This is a genomic window from Mucilaginibacter sp. PAMC 26640 (assembly GCA_001596135.1).
In the GTDB taxonomy this organism is placed as follows: Bacteria; Bacteroidota; Bacteroidia; order Sphingobacteriales; family Sphingobacteriaceae; genus Mucilaginibacter.
Map to the genome: position 1 here is coordinate 2,228,082 of CP014773.1, position 19,173 is coordinate 2,247,254.

Here is a 19,173-nt window from a genome sequence, read left to right on the forward strand (position 1 = left end):
CAATCATGACAATTCTCACATTTACATTAATACTACTGGCAGGGGTATATTTGGCCGGGCTGGTTGGTTCGCTTACCGGCTTGGGTGGTGGCGTAGTAGTGATTCCATTACTAACGCTGGTTTTTCATGTAGACATCCGGTACGCCATTGGCGCGGCATTGCTGGCTTCCATTGCTAATTCATCAGGTGCAGCCAGCGCCTACGTAAAGGAAGGCATCACCAATATCCGCCTGGGTATGTTCCTGGAGATAGCAACTACAATTGGTGCGGTTGGTGGTGCGGTAATTGCCGTTTATACGCCCACCAATACCATTGCTATACTTTTCGGGGTCATTCTGCTTTTTTCGGCCGCCATGACTATCCGTAAAAAAAACCAGGAAGCTCTGGTAACCGGCAGTGCACTGTCTTTAAAACTAAAGTTAAATAGCAGTTATCCTACTAAAGATGGTGTGGTTAGCTACCAGTTAAAAAATGTGGGGGCCGGCTTTTCTATCATGACGCTGGCGGGCGTAATGTCGGGCTTGCTGGGTATCGGGTCTGGCGCGCTCAAGGTTTTGGCTATGGATTCAACCATGCGGATTCCGTTCAAAGTCAGTACTACCACAAGCAACTTCATGATTGGCGTAACGGCCGCAGCAAGTGCAGTTGTATATCTGCAACGCGGCTATATGGATGCCGGAATTGCTTTCCCGGTTGTGCTGGGTGTATTGGGTGGCGCATTCACAGGGTCGAAATTATTGACCCGCATAGACCCCAAATATTTGAAATACCTGTTTTGCATAGCTATCTCTTTTGTGGCAATAGAGATGATTTATAACGGCTATAATCACCAATTTTAATACCCAATTCTTTTACAATGAAAAAGCTAATTTCAAAACATTTTTTTGCCGATCAGGATATCGAACAATTTATAGGCCTGCAGTTAAGATACGGAGTGGTGACTGCGAGCCTGATCGTTCTTTTTGGTGGATTGATCTATCTTGCCCAGTCCGGGCAAATGCCATTACCTGCCTATCACCATTTTATTGGTGTCAGCGGTGGTTACACTTCCTTCGGCCAAATTATTACAGGCGTGAAAAATATGCAGGCCAAAGGAGTGATTGAATTAGGCGTGGTTGTACTTATTGCAACGCCAATTTTGCGGATCTTTTTTTCGCTGATTGGCTTTATAATGGAAAAAGATAAAATGTATATCGTGATTACAACCATTGTATTAACAGTGATGATGTTAAGTATTTTCGGTGGACTGAAAATATAGGCTCTTGCTGCCCCAAGGGCATTGAAAATCGTTATTAAATCCGCTACCGGCTATTGATCACAATGAATTTCAGTGCCAGATACAAAAACTAACGAAATCAAACTGCGAAATTATGCCAGCAAATAAAGCCATCAATCAGCACCTGCTTCCGCAGGTATAAAAACAAAAAAGCTGCTTCCCTGGCCATGTACGCTTTCAAAGTTTATCCGTCCGCCCTGGCGTTCTATAAATTCCTTGCATAGCAGCAACCCAAGGCCTACACCTTTTTCATTGTTGGTGCCGTAGCCGGGTTCGGTATTAATAGTAAATATTTTATCCTTCTTGCCCGGGTGTATGCCCTGGCCGTTATCGCTAACGGTTATCTTACACTCATACTGCAATAGTTGGGCATCCACATGAATATTGCCGCCATTCGGCGTGAATTTAATTGCGTTGCTAACCAGGTTGCGAATCACCAATTGCAGCATATTGATATCTGCAATTACTTGCAACGCCGGGTCAATATGATAATTCAAGGCAATAGATTTTTTATGAGCCTGCATCTTGCCCATTTCCAATGTGCTTTTTATCAGATCGAGCAGGTTTGCCTTTACCAAATTGATAGCAGGTCCCTCCATTTGCGTTTTAGACCATTGTAATAAATTGGTAAGCATTTCCATAGTGCTATTGGTAGCCCTAAGCAATTCCTGCTCAATCTTAAGGCGTTGCGGGCTCTCCAGTTCATTTTCGTTTAGCAGCTCCAGGTAACTTTGTATGTTAATCAGCGGCGTGCGCATATCATGCGATATGATAGACATCAACTTGTTTTTTTCGATGTCGCTCTTTTCCAGCTGCTCTTTTTGCTGTAGTATATGCTGATTTTGTACTTTAATAGCCATTGCTTTTTCTTCTGTAGCTATTCGTTCTTTATCATAATTTTTACGGATGTACTTGATAACGATATACATGGTAATCACCGGCAGCGGGAACGCCGTGATCCTGTCAATTAGTTCGCCTGCACCGGCAGCGAAGGGGTGCTTCACTATGTCAGGGTGATAGTAGGCCACAAGGTGCAAAGCCAGGAAACTTATGATATAGACAATTAACCAAACCAGGTGCTGCCGGTAAGGGGAGATAGCAAATAACAGTAACAGGTATGCGGGCCAGATGATATCTGTTGAACCATTGATGCCGGAATTGGCGAAATAATTAATGGAAAAAATAATTATGCCGATCACCCCAAATAAAAAACTACTGTGCGGTTTGTTTTGATAACGGGATTTATAGTACTCGTACAAAAAAAACAAACTAAAGAGCAAGCTGGAAAAAGAGGCTACATAGATGCCGGCAAAAAAGTTATATGGAACATAAAAAGCAGCAAGAATACTTAAACCGATACTAATGGAGTGGAATATTCTGCTTTCTAATGGGAAATCTGAAGAACATCCTATCAGCTTAAGCCAAAGGGAATTGATTTTTTTTATCATAGGTAGTAGCAGCCTCTAAAATTAATAATTTAATTTATAAACAAATCAGGTTGCTGTGACCGAATAAACGTAGAACCTACCCATTAATTTTCTTGTAAGTAATTTCCGCTATAGCGCCATGTAAACATTCTGTTTAATGCATTCATTACTGATTTTGTGGTTGGTTTTGATATCTAATTTTTCTCAACTCACTGGTAGCCAGTATGTTTTTGGTCAACGCCACTAATCAGGCGTGGTTAATTTTTTATTTTTTAATTTTGCCAGAGCTAATACTTCTACAATGTCTATAACCACCGAAAGCGAAAGAGCCGGAATGCAGGAGGCTAGTGATGCCGTTGCCATAACACTCAAAAAGATGCGCGAGTTTGCCAAACCGGGCATTTCAACCAGGGAACTTGACGAATACGGCGGTAAATTGCTGACTGAAATGGGTGCACGGTCGGCTCCAAAGCTTACCTATAATTTCCCGGGGCATACTTGTATCAGTATAAATAATGAAGTGGCCCACGGCCTGCCTTCAGCTAACACGATACTGCAGGAGGGCGACCTGGTAAACATTGATGTATCGGCAGAGCTGAATGGCTACTGGGCAGATAATGGCGGCTCATTTGTACTGGGCGAAGACCTGCACGGCCATGGCAAATTAGTAGCCGCCTCCAAAGAAATTCTGCAAAAAGCAATCAGCAACATTAAAGGTGGTGTCCGGATCTCGGATATCGGCAAACTGATAGAAACGGAAGCAAAAAAAGCGGGCTACACGGTTATAAAAAACCTAACCGGGCACGGTGTTGGCCGAAGCTTGCACGAAAAGCCACATGAAATAGCTAATTATTGCGACAGGTATAATACAGAACGATTCAGGAAAAATTCGGTTGTAGCGATAGAGACCTTTATTTCAACCCGGTCTACCATTGCCGAAACCCAAGCAGACGGGTGGACACTGACCGGCAATAAAGGTGGTTTTGTTGCCCAGCACGAACACACCATTATGGTAACCGGCGGCCAACCGGTAATATTTACTGCACAAAATGGCATCTGGGATTAATTAGCATTGCCCATCCGGGCTTCCAACAGTCCATCCACTTTAAACTTGCCAATGGGCATGGCAGCCCGCTATGCTCAATGGCAAGTTGCATGCTTTTCAATAGCCACGCTACTCCATCATTTTTTTGTTAAAATATGTTAAAACACCTATTTTTCATACTGGGCACAGATTTGCCTGCTAATATTGTTGTATATCAAAAGCGAATTTTATATTAGTCGATACAACATTGTTTTCTGCCGTGACTAGGCTGCGATCCCTGATTGTCAGTAATAATTTAACGTGTTAATTAATAATAACTGAAAAATGGACAGAAAAGAATTTTTTGCATCAATGGGTGTAGGCGCGGCATCATTGGCGGTATTAAGCTGCCTGGGCTGTGGCAAAGGCTCCGGCTCTTCAAACGGAACTGCTACAGTGGCACCTGTCGGCGTTGATTTTACATTGGACCTTAGCGCTTCGGCCAATGCCGCTTTAACCGCAAACGGAGGTTATTTAATATCGCATGGTGTTTTGGTGGCCCGTAACGCGGCGGGTAATTTTATGGCGGTACAGGAATCCTGTACGCATGCAAACTATCCGTTGGTTTACCAGGCTGGAGCCACACGTTTTTATTGCAACAATCACGGTGCTACCTTTACGGAAAAAGGAATTGTTACCGGGGGGCCAACCAGCAGGTCGCTGGCGGTTTACAGCACAAACCTATCGGGCACATCATTACGTATTTACTCATAAAATAAAATCATGAAACTTTTATTTGTCATATTTTTATCGTTGTTTACAGTCCCTGCCATTCAATGGTCTGGAGATTTCAATTCCGCACAGGCAGCAGCAAAGCAAACGCATAAACTAATTGTCATCAATTTTTCTGGCAGCGACTGGTGCGGGCCCTGCATCCGTACCCGCAAAGAGATATTGGAGACAAAAGCCTTTGAAGATACGCTACCGATCACTTGCTGTTGGTCCGCGCTGATTTTCCCCGTCAAAAGAAAAATCAATTACCAAAGGATCAGGTAAAGCGGAACGAGGAACTTGCAGATAAATACAATCCTGATGGTGAATTCCCGCTTACTTTGCTGGTTGATGAAAATGGAAAGGTTTTAAAAAAATGGGACGGTTTCCCAAATGTAACGCCTCAAAATTTTGTTGATCAAATTGCGCAGCGTACAAATGCAGCCCGTTGAAACCATGACTGCTGAAACAGTTCACAAACGGGTACTAAAACTGATGGGCAACCGCTTTGAAATAAGCGTTGTTGCTGATGATCGTATTCGGGCAAATGAACTGATAGATTTGGCAGTTGCCGAGATAAACAGGATAGAGCACTTATTAACCACCTTTAGTGATGATAGCCAAACCAATCAGGTAAATGCAAACGCAGGGGTTGCCCCGGTTAAGGTGGACCGGGAAGTGTTTGATCTGATTGCCCGCTCACTAAAGATCTCCGAACTTACGCAAGGCGCATTTGATATCACCTATGGTTCCATAGATAAAAGTCTCTGGAATTTCGACCTGAATATGAAATCCTTGCCCGATGCTGAAACAGCACAAGCATCTGTTAGGCTCATCAATTATAAAAACGTAGTGCTTGATAGCGAAAACACAACGGTGTTTTTAAAGGAAGCCGGCATGCGCATAGGCTTTGGCGGAATAGGTAAGGGCTATGCAGCGGATAAGGCAAAAGTTATATTACAGCATAATGGGGTGAAAAGTGGCATTGTAAATGCTGCCGGGGACCTGATTACCTGGGGAACACGGCCAAATGGTAAGCCCTGGACTATCGCAATTGCCGATCCGGACCAGGAAAATACACCGCTATCTACCTTAAACATAAGTAACATGGCGGTTGCCACATCTGGTAACTATGCCAAATATGTGATCATTGGAGGGAAAAAATATTCTCATACCATCGATCCAAAAACCGGCCTGCCGGTAAGCGGCATAAAAAGCGTAAGCATTGTTAGCCCAAGCGCTGAATTTGCGGATGCCATGGCTACCCCCGTCACCGTTATGGGAGCCTACGTAGGGCTCAATCTGATAAACCAGCTGCAAAATGTAGCCTGCGTAATTGTAACCGACGATAGTAAAATATATACATCAAAAAATATCAATATTAAATAAAATGAAAAAAATGCCCCCTAAGTTTTTTCTGATGCTTGGCGTAGCCGGGCTGCTTGGCCTTGCATCCTGTACAGCGGTTAAGCCTTACCAAAAAAACCGTTTAAACGATTCAGAAATGGATCTGACTGCCCGTAAATCTCAAAAGTTCGAGCAAAGTTTCCAGCTATACCGCGAAGGTGGTTCTGGTGCTAATGGTGGTAAAAGCGGCGGTGGCTGCGGGTGTAATTAATTTTAGGATATCTAAATGAGAAAAATATATTTAGGTGTGCTTGCCCTTTATTTGGGTATCTTATCGTCACACGCACAAACCAAACCGCAACCAGCAAAAGACTCTACCAATTATGAGTCGAGAAAGCTTAAAATCGATGAGATCAACTTCGTATCTGCCTATTATCACCAGGATGGTAACAACTCGGCTGTAACGGGTGGTATCGGTACCGAAAAACTAACCGATTTTGCCAATACGCTCGATCTGCAGATGTCCCGTTATAGCAAAACCGGCAAAAAGCATACCTTCAATTTCGAGTTGGGCGTAGATCATTACACCTCGGCATCATCAGATAAGATAGATCCCTACAGCCTATCTTCTGCGTCAATGCAGGATACCCGTATATACCCCTCTCTCAACTGGACAATATCTAACGATAAAACCGGCAATGCATTTGGTGTCACTGCTTCTTACTCGCATGAGTTTGATTACCAGTCATTCGGGGGCGGAATTAACCTAACCCGATTATCGAAAAATAAAAACACGCAGTTTGATTTTAAAGCTAATGTTTTTTTAGATACCTGGAAAGTTATCCTGCCGGTTGAACTACGCCCGCCCGGTTACGGATCGGGTTCTGAAAAGGATGATAATCGCCCGGTAGACTACAAGCCTCGTAACTCCTTCAGTACATCGTTTTCGCTATCGCAGGTGCTTACCAGCAGGCTGCAGGCCGCTTTAATTGTAGAGCCATCTTACCAGCACGGGTTGCTGGCTACCAAATATCAGCGCGATTATTTTACAGACGGATCTGCACGGGTAGAAAACCTGCCGGATAACCGCTACAAATTGCCTATCGGTTTAAGATTTAACTACTTTTTAGATGACCATTTTATCATCCGCACCTTTTACAGGTATTATATGGACAACTGGGGAATACGTGCCCATACCGCCGAAATAGAAATCCCGGTGAAACTGACCTCCTTTGTCTCTGTTAGTCCGTTTTACCGTTACAATACCCAGGTTGGTACCCGGTATTTTGCGCCATATGGCCAGCATAATCCTAACGCACAATTTTACACAAGCGATTATGACCTCTCCAGCCTGCATAGCAATTTTGTAGGAGCAAATATCAGGTTGTCGCCTCCAAATGGTGTGTTTGGATCAGAACACTTTAGTTCGCTGGAGCTGCGTGCCGGGCATTATATGCGATCCACAGGTTTAAATTCAAATATTGTAACGCTGGCGATGAAATTTAAATAAGATACCAATAGGATGAGGAAAAGCGGGGCTCAACCAGCTCCGCTTTTTTATTTTTCTAGAGGAATTGATTGGTATAATTTTTTAAGGTTTTGCAATAGGTGTTCAAGGTTTTTTATGTTAAATACTTCAGCAAAGTTAGCCTCTTAAAGTCTGTGAGGGTAAAGCCCTGTAAGCAAACTTATTACTTATGATATGTATCTTCTCGATCAATCCTGCATCTACAGCCTCTTTAAGCCGGTTGTAAAAAGAGCTGATACTCATTTTGAAGCCTTTTTGAGAAAGTGCTGACCAGAGAAATTCTGCATCAGCGGTCTCCTTCGTATCATTAATTATTTCTACAATTAATGCAATGATCCTGCTATGGGCTATTTGTTTACTGGTTAATTTAGACCTGGACGACCTGAAAGTTTGCGATTGTCTATCCATCACACGATTAATTTTCGTTTCGGCCACCGTTGATCATGTCTGATACGATGCCTTTGCCTTCTTTGCGTTCGGCCATTAACACGCCTGCTATATGTACCAAAATAAATGCAATGATCAGATACATGCAAAATCCATGAACTTCTTTTACAGCATGCCTGATAGATTTATAAGCGGCAAAAGCGTCCTCAAAAGCAAGGAACAAACCAGTAATAACCATGATAATAAGCAGCACATAAAATACCGAGTAGATAGCTTTTACGGTAAGTTCATGCCTTGCCAGTTCGCGCTCTTTTTTAATGGTTTTATACTGATGGTAAGCCGTATTTATTTTTCGGATAAACTTTTGATCGGCTAATTGAAAAAACTCCAGTACCAGTCTAAAAAGAAGCAAGGCTGCAAGTGCATAGCCAAAATAAATATGTATTCCCCATACACTATCGCTTAAAACATGAGCTACAGACCTTGTTTGCTCGTCGCTTAACTTAGCTCCCGATTTTTCAAATTCGGTTTTCATTAGCTCAGCGGTGGTGTGGTCGTCTGTAATGGTTGCATTAATAGCAACGGTAATCAGCGATCCGCTTATTCCAATTAAATTTATCCAATGCCATAAGCGTAGCGGCGATGAAAATCGTTTAATCTTTGAGGGCTGCTGCACATCATGCCTGATAGGTTCGATAATAGCCATAGGGTATAAAGTTTAAATATTAAAAGTAGTAGCCAATACTGAAGTAAAACTGAATTAAGCCTGGGTTAATGTTATTATGCGTGTTTAAAGTTTGAATACAGATTGTATTCAGATTAATTGGGTAACTAGCGTTACTTTTATTAAAGATAAATGTATGCTTTTTAAACGCGTAAATTTAAAGCACTGTGAAGATACTTATAGTTGAAGATGAACAAGGCCTGCGCGATAATATGCTCAGCTATTTAAGCGGTGACAACAACGTTTGCGAAAGCTGCGGCAACCTGGCAGCAGCTACGGCTAAACTGGCCAGTTATAGCTATGACTTTGTTTTATTGGATATTGGCTTGCCGGATGGTGAGGGCTTTACACTACTGCGTTACCTTAAGGATGAAATGCGAAGTGAAGCAGTGATTATCATTTCTGCCAGGAACTCGTTAGACGACAGGATAAAAGGATTGGATATTGGCGCGGATGATTACCTGGTGAAACCATTTCACCTGGCCGAGTTAAAGGCGCGTATTTTCGCGGTATTTCGGCGGAAAGCCAGCAACAGTAATAACAAACTTGTTTTTAACGAAATTGCTATCGATCTTAATGGGCGTACGGTTACCATAAATGGTACTGAAATGGTATTAACCCGGAAGGAATACGATATGTTATTGTACCTTATTGCCAACAAAGGCAAGGTGGTGGCTAAAACTGCCATTGCAGAACACCTTTGGGGCGATGAAATGGATATGCATGACAACTTCGATTTTTTGTACTCTCATGTAAAAAATCTTCGCAAGAAAATTCTCGATCTTACGACTAACGATTATCTGAAATCGGTTTATGGCATTGGATATAAGTTTACCGATAGATGAAACTGGCAGCTCATTATAACAGGGTAAATATTATCGCCACGCTTTCCGTTTTAGTTTTCGGTGCAATAATCTATTATTTTGCCATTAACCAGATTGCTACCAAATTACTGGATGATCATCTATCAGAAGAAGTATCGGAGGTTTTAGGCTATATCGATGCCAACCAAAGGTTACCCAAAGAGGCAGATTTTGATGAAGACCAAACCCGGTTTTATAAAGTAAACGGCAAGCCCCTGCCTACCAGGTTTTACGATACGGTTTATATTAAAACAAAATTAGTAAGTAACCGGTCGGGCAGGGCAGTAGAAGGCAGTGTGCTGTTCAAAGGCGATTTGTACAGGTTTACCATCATTATATCTAAAGAGGGAACAGAGAATTTTGTGCAGATCATCGCAATGATCACATTGGCACTGATGCTCGGGCTTTTCCTGATTTTATTTTTAACCAACAGATACCTGCTCAACGGCTTGTGGCAGCCCTTCTATAAAACCCTAGGTCAGTTAAAAGCTTTCAACATAGAAGCGCCTGCTAAATTTTTAGGCGGCAACACAAAAGTCGACGAATTTAAAGAACTGGATAACGCTGTTTATATCATGACGAACCGCGTTGCAAGCGATTATCAAAATCTCAAGCAATTTACCGAGAACGCATCGCACGAGATGATGACGCCGCTCTCGGTTATTACCGCTAAACTGGATACGCTGATACAGGACGAAACGCTGCAACAAGAGCAATTTGAACAGATTACTGATATTTACAGTGCTGCGGGTAAATTGGCAAGGCTTAGTCAATCGCTGCTGTTGCTGGTTAAAATAGAAAACGACCAAATTGCTGATATCGAGCGATTAGATCTGGAACAGCTTGTAAACGAAAAGCTAAAGCAGTTTCAGGAATTATTCGCCTCTAAAGTCATCATCATAAATGTTTCGCTAGCAAATAAAGAGGTGCAAGCCAGCAGATACCTGGTAGATATCTTGCTGAACAATTTGTTCAGTAATGCGGTGAGGCATAATGTCAACGGGGGGAGGTTGAATATCTATCTGAACAGCGGACAGCTCATTTTTCAGAACCAGGGAACGGCAACTGCGCTCGACGGCGAAAAGATTTTTGATCGTTTTCAAAAAGGTAATAGTTCAGAAGGGGTGGGGCTGGGTTTAACCATTGTTAAAAATATCTGCCATTCTTACGGATGGAAACTGGCGTATAAATACACCGATGGACTTCACACCTTTATTATTCAATTTTAAACAGGTTTATTTTACTCAAAGATATGCATACGCAAACCGAAAAACATTTTATTACCAGAAGCGGCTGGCTGCGTGCAGCCGTATTGGGTGCTAATGACGGCATCCTTTCTACCACCAGCCTTGCAATAGGTATTGCCGCGGCCAGCCAAACCAGGAACCCAATTGTGCTTGCCGCCATTGCCGGCGTAGTAGCGGGTGCCTTATCCATGGCTGCGGGGGAGTACGTTTCTGTTAGTTCACAAGCGGATGTAGAAGCTTCCGATCTGGAAAGAGAAAAACTGGAACTAGCTACCATGCCTGAATCTGAACTGGAGGAACTGGCCAAAATTTACGAAGGCAGGGGCCTGACAGAGGAACTGGCGAAGGAGGTTGCCGTACAGCTAACAGCGCACGATGCCTTAGAAGCTCACGCGCGGGATGAGTTGGGGATTAACGAATTTACCCAGGCCCAGCCGCTTACTGCGGCGCTGACGTCTGCGCTTGCCTTTACTGTGGGAGGCGCGCTGCCGGTGCTTGTGTCTTTTTTTGCCCCGGTAAAAGAAATGATCTACTACCAGTACGGGTTCTCTATTTTATTTTTAGCTTTTTCAGGTGCAGTCGCATCCAGCGCGGGTGGCTCGGGTATGCTTAAATCAATTGTCCGCATTTGTATTTGGGGAACGTTTGCAATGGGGATGTCGGCCTTGGTGGGTCATTTGTTTGGCGTGCAAACACCATAAATGTAGCCCTGCCCGGTTTTTAATATTTTACCATTGCAGTTCTGCATCTAACAACCTGGTTTCAAAGTCCTCTATCGGGAATTTGCTGGTAATTATTTTGATGAGCATCTCTGCAGCTATTTCGCCCATTTCAAAAGCGCGTTGCCTCACAATGGAAATTTGCGGGTGCAAAAGGTCTATCACATCAGAATTGGAGAAACCTATAATGGGTAGGTTTAAATGGGCCGGAAGTTTTTTAAAAGCTCGTAAGCTGGCCGTACTTAACCTGTCGCTGGCAATAAACATCGCATCTGGCTGGTAGTTTAAAAGCTTTTTTATTTCGGCTTCAACCTCCTGCTTATCCCTGCCGCCGGCGTGGCAGTAACTCACCAGGTCTTCATTAAGTTCAACGCCGTGTTCTTGCAGTGCTTTTTTATAGCCGTTTAACCTTTCAATGGTGATTGATAAATGCGGAGCGTTAGCCAGGTGAGCTATCCTGCCGTACCCTTTACTCAGGAGCAGATTGGTTGCATCGTAAGATGCTTTAAAGTTATCCGTAGTGACTTTATAGGTATCGATAGTATCTACAATGCGGTCAAAAAAAACAATGGGCAGGCCCTTATGATGCAGATCTGCAATGTGGCTGTAATCTGTGGTTTGTGCAGACATTGATATCAGTAAACCATCTACAGATCTGTTAGCCAGGTGCTCTATATTGACCAATTCACGCTCGTATGAATCATGGCTTTGCGAAATGATGATGTTGTAGCCGTTTTTGTAGGCAACCGATTCGATGCCGTTTATTGTTTGAGCAAAAAAGCTGTTTGCTACATCCGCCACCATCACCCCTATGGAATAACTCTGTTTATTGCGCAAACTAAGTGCTATTGGGTTAGAATGATAGTTTATTTTAGTGGCATAATCCAGAATCGTCTTCTTGGTTTTTGCTCCAATTTCATGGCTGTCACGCAATGCCCTCGAAACAGTAGACGGCGATACGGATAATGCAAGGGCGATATCTTTGATAGTAGCAGCTTTAAACATGATTACCGGGATAGATGTACTTTCAAAACTAACATTAAAGTTTTTAAAACGGCTTTAAACGTTTGGCAACGTTTGCGTAGTTATTTATACCCTTATCTATGGTTAACAGCCATTTACTCATTAATATCGTGTAATCCTAATGAGAATTCCCAACCCGGCCCAGCAATTCCATCAAGTAGCCGGTGAAATAATTAGCCGGATATAGACGAATCGCAACCGTAAGCGAGCGGGGTACCTTTCGATAAAATCTGTTAGCTTTAATTTAAATATTAACTGATGAAAACGATCATTCTGCAAATATTCCTGACAACCCTCTATCTAAGCAGCTCTGCACAAAACACCGTGATCAAGTACCTTTCCGGTACAGATAAAGATCATACTGTGCAATGGGATTTTTATTGTACTGGTGGCCGCAAAAGTGGCAGCTGGACAAAAATTGCCGTCCCATCCAATTGGGAGCAGCAAGGCTTTGGTACCTATAATTATGGGCACGATAAGGTAAAAGCCAACGAACAGGGCCGTTATAAATATCAATTTGCTTCGCCCGTTTTGGCCGGCAAAAAAGTATTTATAGTTTTTGAAGGCTCCATGACTGATACGAAGGTAATGGTAAACGGTAAGCAGGCGGGTGAAGTGCACCAGGGTTCTTTTTACCGGTTTAAATACGACATAACCGAGCTGCTAAAACCTATGGGGGACAATCTTTTAGAAGTAATGGTTGATAAAACATCCGCTAACTCATCAGTAAACGATGCCGAAAGGGGGAATAGCGATTTTTGGGTATTGGGTGGTATCTACCGGCCCGTATACCTGGAGATAGCGCCCGCCACCTTCATAGCGCGTACATCGGTCAATGCCAAAGCCGACGGATCTTTTTTACTAAACGTTTTTGCCCTTAATTTAAAAGGAGGCGAGACTATTGTTGGGCAGGTACAAACGCTGAGCGGCCAAAATGTGGGTGCCCCAATGGTAGTGAAGGCTGACGCCAAAGCTGATAGCCTGCAGTTGAAAGGCCGGTTTAATCAGCCTTTATTATGGAGCGCGGAGTTTCCAAATCTGTACCAGGTTATCGTAAGTATCAAAGGCAAACAGGGGATCGGTCACACCATTAAACAAAAATTTGGTTTCCGCACAGTGGAGTTGCGTGTTAACGACGGATTTTATGTAAACGGAGCCCGGGTGATCTTAAAAGGTACCAACCGCCATAGCTTTTGGCCCGAAACCGGGCGCACATTGAGCAAGGCCGTGCAATTAATGGATGCCGGGTTGATGAAGCAGATGAACAATAACGCCGTGCGGATGTCGCATTACCCGCCCGATCCTGAATTTTTGGATGTATGCGATTCACTTGGACTTTATGTGCTGGACGAGTTAACCGGCTGGCAGGCAAAATATGATACGGTGGTTGGGCATAAGCTGGTAAAAGAACTGGTGATACGCGATGTAAACCACCCCAGCGTTATTTTTTGGGATAATGGTAACGAAGGCGGATTTAACCGCGGGCTGGATAATGATTATGCTTTATACGACCCCCAGAAACGCACCGTGCTGCATCCATGGGAAAAGTTTAACGGTACTGATACCAAGCATTATCCCAATTATGTTTACATGGTTAAAGCGGCAGCCACCGGGCAGGAAGTGTTTTTCCCTACCGAGTTTATGCATGGCCTTTACGATGGCGGGGCAGGAGCGGCCCTGGATGATTTCTGGTCGGCTATGCTGCAGCACCCCCACGGTGCGGGTGGTTTTATCTGGGCATTTTTAGATGAGGCCATTATCCGTACCGATAAAGACAATAGCTATGATTCGGACGGAAACCATGCGCCCGACGGTATTGTTGGGCCACACCGCGAAAAGGAAGCCAGTTTTTATACCATTAAAGAAATTTGGTCGCCGGTATATATCAATCAGCAGTCGATTGATAAAGCTTTCAACGGCAAGATCCCAGTAGAGAACCGGTATTCCTTTACCAATTTTAACCAGTGCAGTTTCAAATGGAGGCTGATTAAATTTCCACTGGCAAAAAGTAAAACTACGGCAGCTATCACATCGGCAACAGGCAGGCCTGCTATTTCAAATTTAAAGCCCGGCCAAAAAGGTATGCTTAGTTTAAACCTGCCGGCATCCTGGCAGAAAAATGATGCACTTTACCTCAGCGCATACGGCCCGGATAAAAAAGAGGTCTTCACGTGGAGCTGGGCTATTCATCCTCCGGTCGCGTCACAGCCGGGCATTTCCCCAGCTGTTAATAGATCGGCAATAAAAATTACCGGGACCGGTAATTCATTAGCTATTAATTGCGATGGCATAAGCTATTATTTCGATAAGACTACCGGTTATATACAAAGGGTAGTAAAGCCAACAGGCACAGTTTCTTTATCTGGCGGCCCCGTTTTGGCCGGTGTTACTACCACATTAAAGCATTTTACTTATCAAGCTGAAAAGGCGCAATATGTAGTAGAGGCCGATTACCAGGGTGAAGCACCGTTGCATATCAAATGGACATTTACACCGGGCAAACCGGTGATGCTGGAGTATCAATATACACAGCAGGGCGATGTGGATTTTATGGGCATTACATTCAATTATCCCGAAGAGAAAGTTACCGGGATGAAGTGGCTTGGCCGCGGCCCTTACCGCGTTTGGAAGAACCGGTTAAAAGGCCAGCAGTTTGGCGTTTGGCATAAAGCCTATAACAACACCATTACCGGCGAAACATGGAACTACCCTGAGTTTAAAGGCTACCATGCGGAGGTAAACTGGGCGGTGATAGAGAATAAAGAATCGCCGTTTACGGTTTATACCAGTGATAACAACATGTACCTGCAAATGTACCAGCCGGCAAGGGAACAGGCAGCTTTAAGCAATAACAACGTGGAGCCAGCATTCCCTAAAGGTAATATCGGGTTTATGAAAGCCATCAACGCTATAGGGACCAAATTTCAAGCGTCGGAGGTTTTAGGCCCGCAAAGCCAAAAAAACCATGCCGATGGCAAGCCAATTACCAGCACCTTATGGTTTGATTTTGCCGATTGACGGCCGGGATAGGGCAAAAAATTACAAATGTGAGCGCTAAGCCTGGCCTCCGTAGGATTTGATTAATAAATGGACAAAGAATTTTAAATGTAAATTTATGTTTTGGTAAGTTGCGTGGCTTAACTTTACAGGCATATTGAAAAAAGCATATCTTCAACTTCATATTGCATTGGTACTTGCCGGTTTTACCGGTGTCTTCGGCAGGCTCATTACGCTAAATGCAGGGCTAATCAGTTGGTACAGAACGTTGATCTCGGCAGTTTTTATGCTGATCGTGTTTGCATTGCGGGGTAAACAGGAAATCATAACGGGTTCATCAAAAGTCAGGATTGGCTTTGCCGGTGCCCTACTGGGTTTTCATTGGCTGTTCTTTTACGGCAGTATCAAATACTCAAATATTTCTGTTGGTGTAGTATGTTTTGCGCTGACAAGTTTTTTTAACGCGCTGCTGGCACCGCTCCTTAACAAAAAGAAAATATCGGTGCAGGAACTTTTACTGAGCAGCCTTACGCTTTGTGGTATAGCATTGATATTTGGCATGGATACCCATTTCAGAACCGGAATTGTACTGGGCGTTATCTCATCAGTCTTGGCAGCACTTTATACCGTTTACAATGAGCGGCTGGCTACAAGTTTTAGGGGAGAAACGATCATCCTTTTTCAGATGCTTGGGGGGCTTGCAGGTTTAACGCTCATTATGCCCATCATTCTGTACTTTACGCCGAAGGCTTCATTATTGCCAACCCTGCCCGATTTTGGCTGGCTGCTCATCCTGGCTATCGTTTGTACGGTGGGCTTGTATTTGTTAATTGTGAGTGCCTTAAGGCATATTTCGTCTTTTACGGTAAGCCTTACATTTAACCTGGAACCGCTGTATACCATATTGCTGGCTATTTTGATCTATCACGAAAACCGGGACTTATCAGCCAGCTTTTATATCGGGCTTTGCCTCATTCTGATTTCGTTGGGCATGCAAATGTGCCGGGTATGGTATAAAAAAAAGAAGGAAAAAATAAACGCGACGGTATTATTGTAAGATGTTGGCACTGATAGCTTATACTTTGGAAATGAGTCCTGATCAGAAAGCGTTATTATTAACCTTTTTGTTTAGATTAGTGAGATGAGGCATTGTTGCGCTGCTTTAAAAACCATTAAATTGAAAAGAACATTCTTATTGTATGCCGTACTGTTTTGCCTGTGTGTAAGTGCATTCGCTCAGCAAAACAACCAGTATGTTAAGTTAGAGACGCCGCAGGGTTGGTGTATCATCAAATTGTATAACGAAACCCCTGTGCACAGGGATAATTTCATCAGGCTGATTAAAAGCCATTATTTTGATGCGACTACGTTTAACCGAATTCTCAAAAATTTTGTGATTCAGGGCGGGGATCCAGATTCGCTGTATGAAAAAGGGCACATGCTCAAACCAGAACAAAAATGGATCGCACCGGAATTTGTTCCGGGGCTATTCCACCGCCGTGGCGTAGTGGCTATGGGGCGGGACGATAACCCGGAAGAATCATCTTTTACTACCCAGTTTTATATTGTAGATGGCCACACCTGGACAAATGAGCAACTGGACGCTACCGAAAAGAAGTACAAACACCATTTTACGGACGCAGAGCGGGAAGTTTATCGAAAGATCGGCGGTACGCCGCATCTGGATGGGCACTATACTATTTTTGGAGAGATTGTAAAAGGCATAGAACTTATCAACCAAATCACCGCCGTAAAGGTTGACAAGGCCGGCAATCCTGATACCCCAGTGTGGATGAAGCTTACTTTGCTTTCCGCAAAGCAAGCCAATGCGGTTTTAAAATAGGAGTGGTGCATGAAAAACTTCAATTATTTTAACTGGTAACTTCGCCAGTTCGTTAGTTCGGTTTCTTTAAAGTGTTTTTATTCTCGTTTCACAACTTTATCAGGTGAATTCGAGCTGCCGGCAAACTTATTAACTATTAGCAGGTTAGGTAATTATTACCACATTTAATCGCATTGGCATTATATTGATCATACAGTATTGAGGCCCTTTGTTTCTTAGTGATTTTGCGCATAACCCCTACATTATTTTCTACTAGCCGATGCATCTACCATTCAAATTAAGAGCCGTTACGTTCAGTGGAATAATAGGCCTGATCATTGGTGTTACTGTTACTATCGGGTGGATATTTAAAATCCTGTCCTTCCAAGCAATTATACCAGCCTATACTGCCATGAAATTTAATACTGCTTTGGGCTTTATATTCATGGGTATACTATTACTGGTAAAGCAGTTTCAGTTTACCAGGTATTATTGGGCGATTACTGTTTTCTTGTCGATGATCATACTAATCATCGGAAGCATTTCTTTGTTACAAACGGTTTTTAGTTTTAATACGGGTATTGATCAGTTTTTTATTATTGATGACTCAGACATCGCCAGGCAGGTGCCATATCCGGGCCGTATGTCGGTTAATACGGCTGCTTGCTTTATATTGCTAGGCTTTTCTTTTTTGGGGTTTAAATTTAAAAACAGGTTTTTGGATTTCCTTTCGCAACACCTGCTAACATTAGTTACAGCTATTTCCTCTGTAGCACTAATTGGTTATTTGTATGGGCTTTCTTTATTTTATAATTTAAATTATGCCGGCGCAATGCCTGTGCATACATCACTTTTGTTTTTCTTTATATCAATTACCGCATCTTTATTGCACCCCCGCATTGGGATCACCGGTTTATTTACCGGTAAGCGTGTAGGGAATAAGGTAGCGCGCCGTTTACTATTCCTGGTTGTTTTTATTGCTGTGATATTTGGCGCGTTGCGAATTGAATCGAAGCAGCTCAAATTGTTTTCGTTTGACAGCGGCCTGGCCGTTCTTATCATTTGTTTTTTGTGCGCAGGTTTGGGGCTGGCCTGGTATATGGTGAATTGGCTAAACGCTTTAGACGATAGCCGCCATGAAGCCGAGCAGGAAGTAAGGCTGATTAATCAGGAACTGGAAAAAAGAGTTAAAGAGCGGTCTGCGAAACTGGAAAGCCTGTTGATTAAGTTTAGAGACAGTGAATCTAAGTTTCAAGCCGCATTTGAGCATTCTGCTATAGGCATGGCACTCGTATCGCTTAAAGGTAAATGGTTAAGAGTAAATAAAACGCTGTGCGATATGGTAGGGTATAAGGAGCAGGAACTCCTCTCTATGTCTTTTTTAGATATTACCCATCCTGATGATTATTTGGAAACGGATAAGCTGACGAATGCGGTATTGGAAAACGAAAGTCGTGCAGGCCGGATAGAAAAGCGGTACGTATGTAAGAATGGCTCGGTTGTCTGGATCTCCTTAAATATTGCGACCGTTTTAAACAAAAAAGGCGGACCGGAATATTTTGTAAGCCAGTTTGAGGATATAACTGAACGCAAAAAAGCGGAGGCCTGTTTGAAAACTGCTTACCGGGAAATAAAAAAGCATGTAAGTAATATCGAAGATATAGCCTGGAAACAATCCCACCTGATCCGTAGTCCGCTGGCAAATCTAAAAGGACTTACTGCTCTTTTATTGGACAACCCGGGGGACAGCGAGATTTTGCCCCATATTAAAACGGAATTGGAGCGGCTGGATCTGGTTATTATTGAGATGGCCGAAGACGCTGCCGAACGTGGTATAAAGCATGTGGTGGCCAGGAAAAGGTCATTTAAGGTAAAAGGGTGATCATTTTGATATTCATTGATTGTAACAACGGTACAGCCGCTGAAAACATTAATAAGATGACGCCAAATACTAGCAAGCTTGCTGTGATCAAGATCATCAACAATTCTTTGTTGCCCTATAATAGTTCTTCGCAGAT

At 43.1% G+C, this 19,173-nt stretch carries 18 protein-coding genes and 1 pseudogene; 15 read left to right on the forward strand and 4 right to left on the reverse strand.

Annotated features, from left to right (window positions below):
* Positions 1 to 5 precede the first annotated feature (5 nt).
* A complete protein-coding gene (locus A0256_09640) occupies positions 6 to 839 on the forward strand; it encodes a permease (protein ID AMR31665.1) in 834 nt (277 codons plus the stop codon).
* A gap of 17 nt (positions 840 to 856) precedes the next feature.
* On the forward strand, positions 857 to 1,258 hold the full coding sequence (locus A0256_09645) for a hypothetical protein (GenBank protein ID AMR31666.1): 402 nt from the start codon (positions 857 to 859) through the stop codon (positions 1,256 to 1,258).
* Between the two features lie 131 nt (positions 1,259 to 1,389).
* Here the strand turns inward: A0256_09645 and A0256_09650 are convergent, their stop codons facing one another.
* Positions 1,390 to 2,724 (reverse strand): histidine kinase, encoded by a 1,335-nt coding sequence (locus A0256_09650; protein AMR31667.1) that lies wholly within the window; start codon positions 2,722 to 2,724, stop codon positions 1,390 to 1,392.
* A gap of 280 nt (positions 2,725 to 3,004) precedes the next feature.
* Between A0256_09650 and A0256_09655 the strand changes: the two genes are divergently transcribed.
* The 6 genes and pseudogenes from A0256_09655 to A0256_09680 all read left to right on the forward strand — a co-directional run bounded on the left by A0256_09655 (position 3,005) and on the right by A0256_09680 (position 7,355).
* Positions 3,005 to 3,769: a type I methionyl aminopeptidase gene (locus A0256_09655; protein ID AMR31668.1), complete on the forward strand. Its 765-nt coding sequence runs from the start codon at positions 3,005 to 3,007 to the stop codon at positions 3,767 to 3,769.
* Positions 3,770 to 4,072: 303 nt separating this feature from the next.
* Positions 4,073 to 4,501: a (2Fe-2S)-binding protein gene (locus A0256_09660; protein AMR31669.1), complete on the forward strand. Its 429-nt coding sequence runs from the start codon at positions 4,073 to 4,075 to the stop codon at positions 4,499 to 4,501.
* A gap of 9 nt (positions 4,502 to 4,510) precedes the next feature.
* Positions 4,511 to 4,950 (forward strand): annotated as a pseudogene (locus A0256_09665) (thiol-disulfide isomerase).
* 4 nt (positions 4,951 to 4,954) lie between these two features.
* Positions 4,955 to 5,887, forward strand: a complete 933-nt coding sequence (locus tag A0256_09670) for a thiamine biosynthesis protein ApbE (protein ID AMR34499.1) — start codon at positions 4,955 to 4,957, stop codon at positions 5,885 to 5,887.
* 10 nt (positions 5,888 to 5,897) lie between these two features.
* Positions 5,898 to 6,116 carry a hypothetical protein gene (locus tag A0256_09675; GenBank protein AMR34500.1) on the forward strand — a complete coding sequence of 73 codons (219 nt, stop codon included), beginning with the start codon at positions 5,898 to 5,900 and terminating at the stop codon, positions 6,114 to 6,116.
* Between the two features lie 15 nt (positions 6,117 to 6,131).
* Positions 6,132 to 7,355, forward strand: coding sequence for a hypothetical protein (locus A0256_09680; GenBank protein AMR31670.1), 1,224 nt, complete (start codon positions 6,132 to 6,134; stop codon positions 7,353 to 7,355).
* Positions 7,356 to 7,490: 135 nt separating this feature from the next.
* On the opposite strand, the gene A0256_09685 is transcribed toward A0256_09680, so the two are convergent.
* Both A0256_09685 and A0256_09690 read right to left on the reverse strand, forming a co-directional pair.
* Positions 7,491 to 7,781, reverse strand: coding sequence for a hypothetical protein (locus tag A0256_09685; protein AMR31671.1), 291 nt, complete (start codon positions 7,779 to 7,781; stop codon positions 7,491 to 7,493).
* Between the two features lie 7 nt (positions 7,782 to 7,788).
* Positions 7,789 to 8,466 (reverse strand): Ni,Fe-hydrogenase I cytochrome b subunit, encoded by a 678-nt coding sequence (locus tag A0256_09690; GenBank protein ID AMR31672.1) that lies wholly within the window; start codon positions 8,464 to 8,466, stop codon positions 7,789 to 7,791.
* A 185-nt stretch (positions 8,467 to 8,651) separates the two neighbouring features.
* Between A0256_09690 and A0256_09695 the strand changes: the two genes are divergently transcribed.
* The 3 genes from A0256_09695 to A0256_09705 are packed head-to-tail and all read left to right on the forward strand — an operon-like array spanning position 8,652 to position 11,295.
* Entirely contained in the window at positions 8,652 to 9,329 is a 678-nt protein-coding gene (locus A0256_09695) for a DNA-binding response regulator (GenBank protein AMR31673.1), read from the forward strand.
* A complete protein-coding gene (locus A0256_09700) occupies positions 9,326 to 10,576 on the forward strand; it encodes a hypothetical protein (protein ID AMR31674.1) in 1,251 nt (416 codons plus the stop codon). Before A0256_09695 ends, A0256_09700 begins: the two co-directional genes overlap by 4 nt.
* Before the next feature lie 23 nt (positions 10,577 to 10,599).
* Positions 10,600 to 11,295 (forward strand): hypothetical protein, encoded by a 696-nt coding sequence (locus tag A0256_09705; protein AMR31675.1) that lies wholly within the window; start codon positions 10,600 to 10,602, stop codon positions 11,293 to 11,295.
* Between the two features lie 27 nt (positions 11,296 to 11,322).
* Here A0256_09705 and A0256_09710 read toward each other — a convergent pair whose 3' ends face one another.
* Positions 11,323 to 12,318 (reverse strand): LacI family transcriptional regulator, encoded by a 996-nt coding sequence (locus A0256_09710; protein ID AMR31676.1) that lies wholly within the window; start codon positions 12,316 to 12,318, stop codon positions 11,323 to 11,325.
* A gap of 276 nt (positions 12,319 to 12,594) precedes the next feature.
* On the opposite strand from A0256_09710, the gene A0256_09715 reads away from it, so the two are divergent.
* The 4 genes from A0256_09715 (at position 12,595) to A0256_09730 (ending at position 19,037) form a co-directional block, all read left to right on the forward strand.
* Entirely contained in the window at positions 12,595 to 15,354 is a 2,760-nt protein-coding gene (locus A0256_09715; GenBank protein ID AMR31677.1) for a hypothetical protein, read from the forward strand.
* Between the two features lie 136 nt (positions 15,355 to 15,490).
* On the forward strand, positions 15,491 to 16,390 hold the full coding sequence (locus A0256_09720; protein ID AMR31678.1) for a hypothetical protein: 900 nt from the start codon (positions 15,491 to 15,493) through the stop codon (positions 16,388 to 16,390).
* Positions 16,391 to 16,474: 84 nt separating this feature from the next.
* Complete coding sequence (locus A0256_09725; GenBank protein AMR31679.1) at positions 16,475 to 17,176, forward strand: hypothetical protein; 702 nt, start codon at positions 16,475 to 16,477, stop codon at positions 17,174 to 17,176.
* A 259-nt stretch (positions 17,177 to 17,435) separates the two neighbouring features.
* Entirely contained in the window at positions 17,436 to 19,037 is a 1,602-nt protein-coding gene (locus A0256_09730; protein AMR31680.1) for a hypothetical protein, read from the forward strand.
* The last annotated feature ends 136 nt before the right edge of the window (positions 19,038 to 19,173 follow it).

Excerpts from the sequence above, each read along its gene's own strand:
- A0256_09685 (AMR31671.1), bottom strand. The coding sequence starts at position 7,781 with ATGGATAGACAATCGCAAACTTTCAGGTCGTCCAGGTCTAAATTAACC.
- A0256_09705 (AMR31675.1), top strand. The coding sequence starts at position 10,600 with ATGCATACGCAAACCGAAAAACATTTTATTACCAGAAGCGGCTGGCTG.
- A0256_09715 (AMR31677.1), top strand. The coding sequence starts at position 12,595 with ATGAAAACGATCATTCTGCAAATATTCCTGACAACCCTCTATCTAAGC.
- A0256_09670 (AMR34499.1), top strand. The coding sequence starts at position 4,955 with ATGACTGCTGAAACAGTTCACAAACGGGTACTAAAACTGATGGGCAAC.
- A0256_09650 (AMR31667.1), bottom strand. The coding sequence starts at position 2,724 with ATGATAAAAAAAATCAATTCCCTTTGGCTTAAGCTGATAGGATGTTCT.
- A0256_09675 (AMR34500.1), top strand. The coding sequence starts at position 5,898 with ATGCCCCCTAAGTTTTTTCTGATGCTTGGCGTAGCCGGGCTGCTTGGC.
- A0256_09655 (AMR31668.1), top strand. The coding sequence starts at position 3,005 with ATGTCTATAACCACCGAAAGCGAAAGAGCCGGAATGCAGGAGGCTAGT.
- A0256_09700 (AMR31674.1), top strand. The coding sequence starts at position 9,326 with ATGAAACTGGCAGCTCATTATAACAGGGTAAATATTATCGCCACGCTT.
- A0256_09725 (AMR31679.1), top strand. The coding sequence starts at position 16,475 with ATGAGGCATTGTTGCGCTGCTTTAAAAACCATTAAATTGAAAAGAACA.
- A0256_09640 (AMR31665.1), top strand. The coding sequence starts at position 6 with ATGACAATTCTCACATTTACATTAATACTACTGGCAGGGGTATATTTG.
- A0256_09690 (AMR31672.1), bottom strand. The coding sequence starts at position 8,466 with ATGGCTATTATCGAACCTATCAGGCATGATGTGCAGCAGCCCTCAAAG.
- A0256_09680 (AMR31670.1), top strand. The coding sequence starts at position 6,132 with ATGAGAAAAATATATTTAGGTGTGCTTGCCCTTTATTTGGGTATCTTA.
- A0256_09660 (AMR31669.1), top strand. The coding sequence starts at position 4,073 with ATGGACAGAAAAGAATTTTTTGCATCAATGGGTGTAGGCGCGGCATCA.
- A0256_09730 (AMR31680.1), top strand. The coding sequence starts at position 17,436 with ATGCATCTACCATTCAAATTAAGAGCCGTTACGTTCAGTGGAATAATA.
- A0256_09645 (AMR31666.1), top strand. The coding sequence starts at position 857 with ATGAAAAAGCTAATTTCAAAACATTTTTTTGCCGATCAGGATATCGAA.
- A0256_09710 (AMR31676.1), bottom strand. The coding sequence starts at position 12,318 with ATGTTTAAAGCTGCTACTATCAAAGATATCGCCCTTGCATTATCCGTA.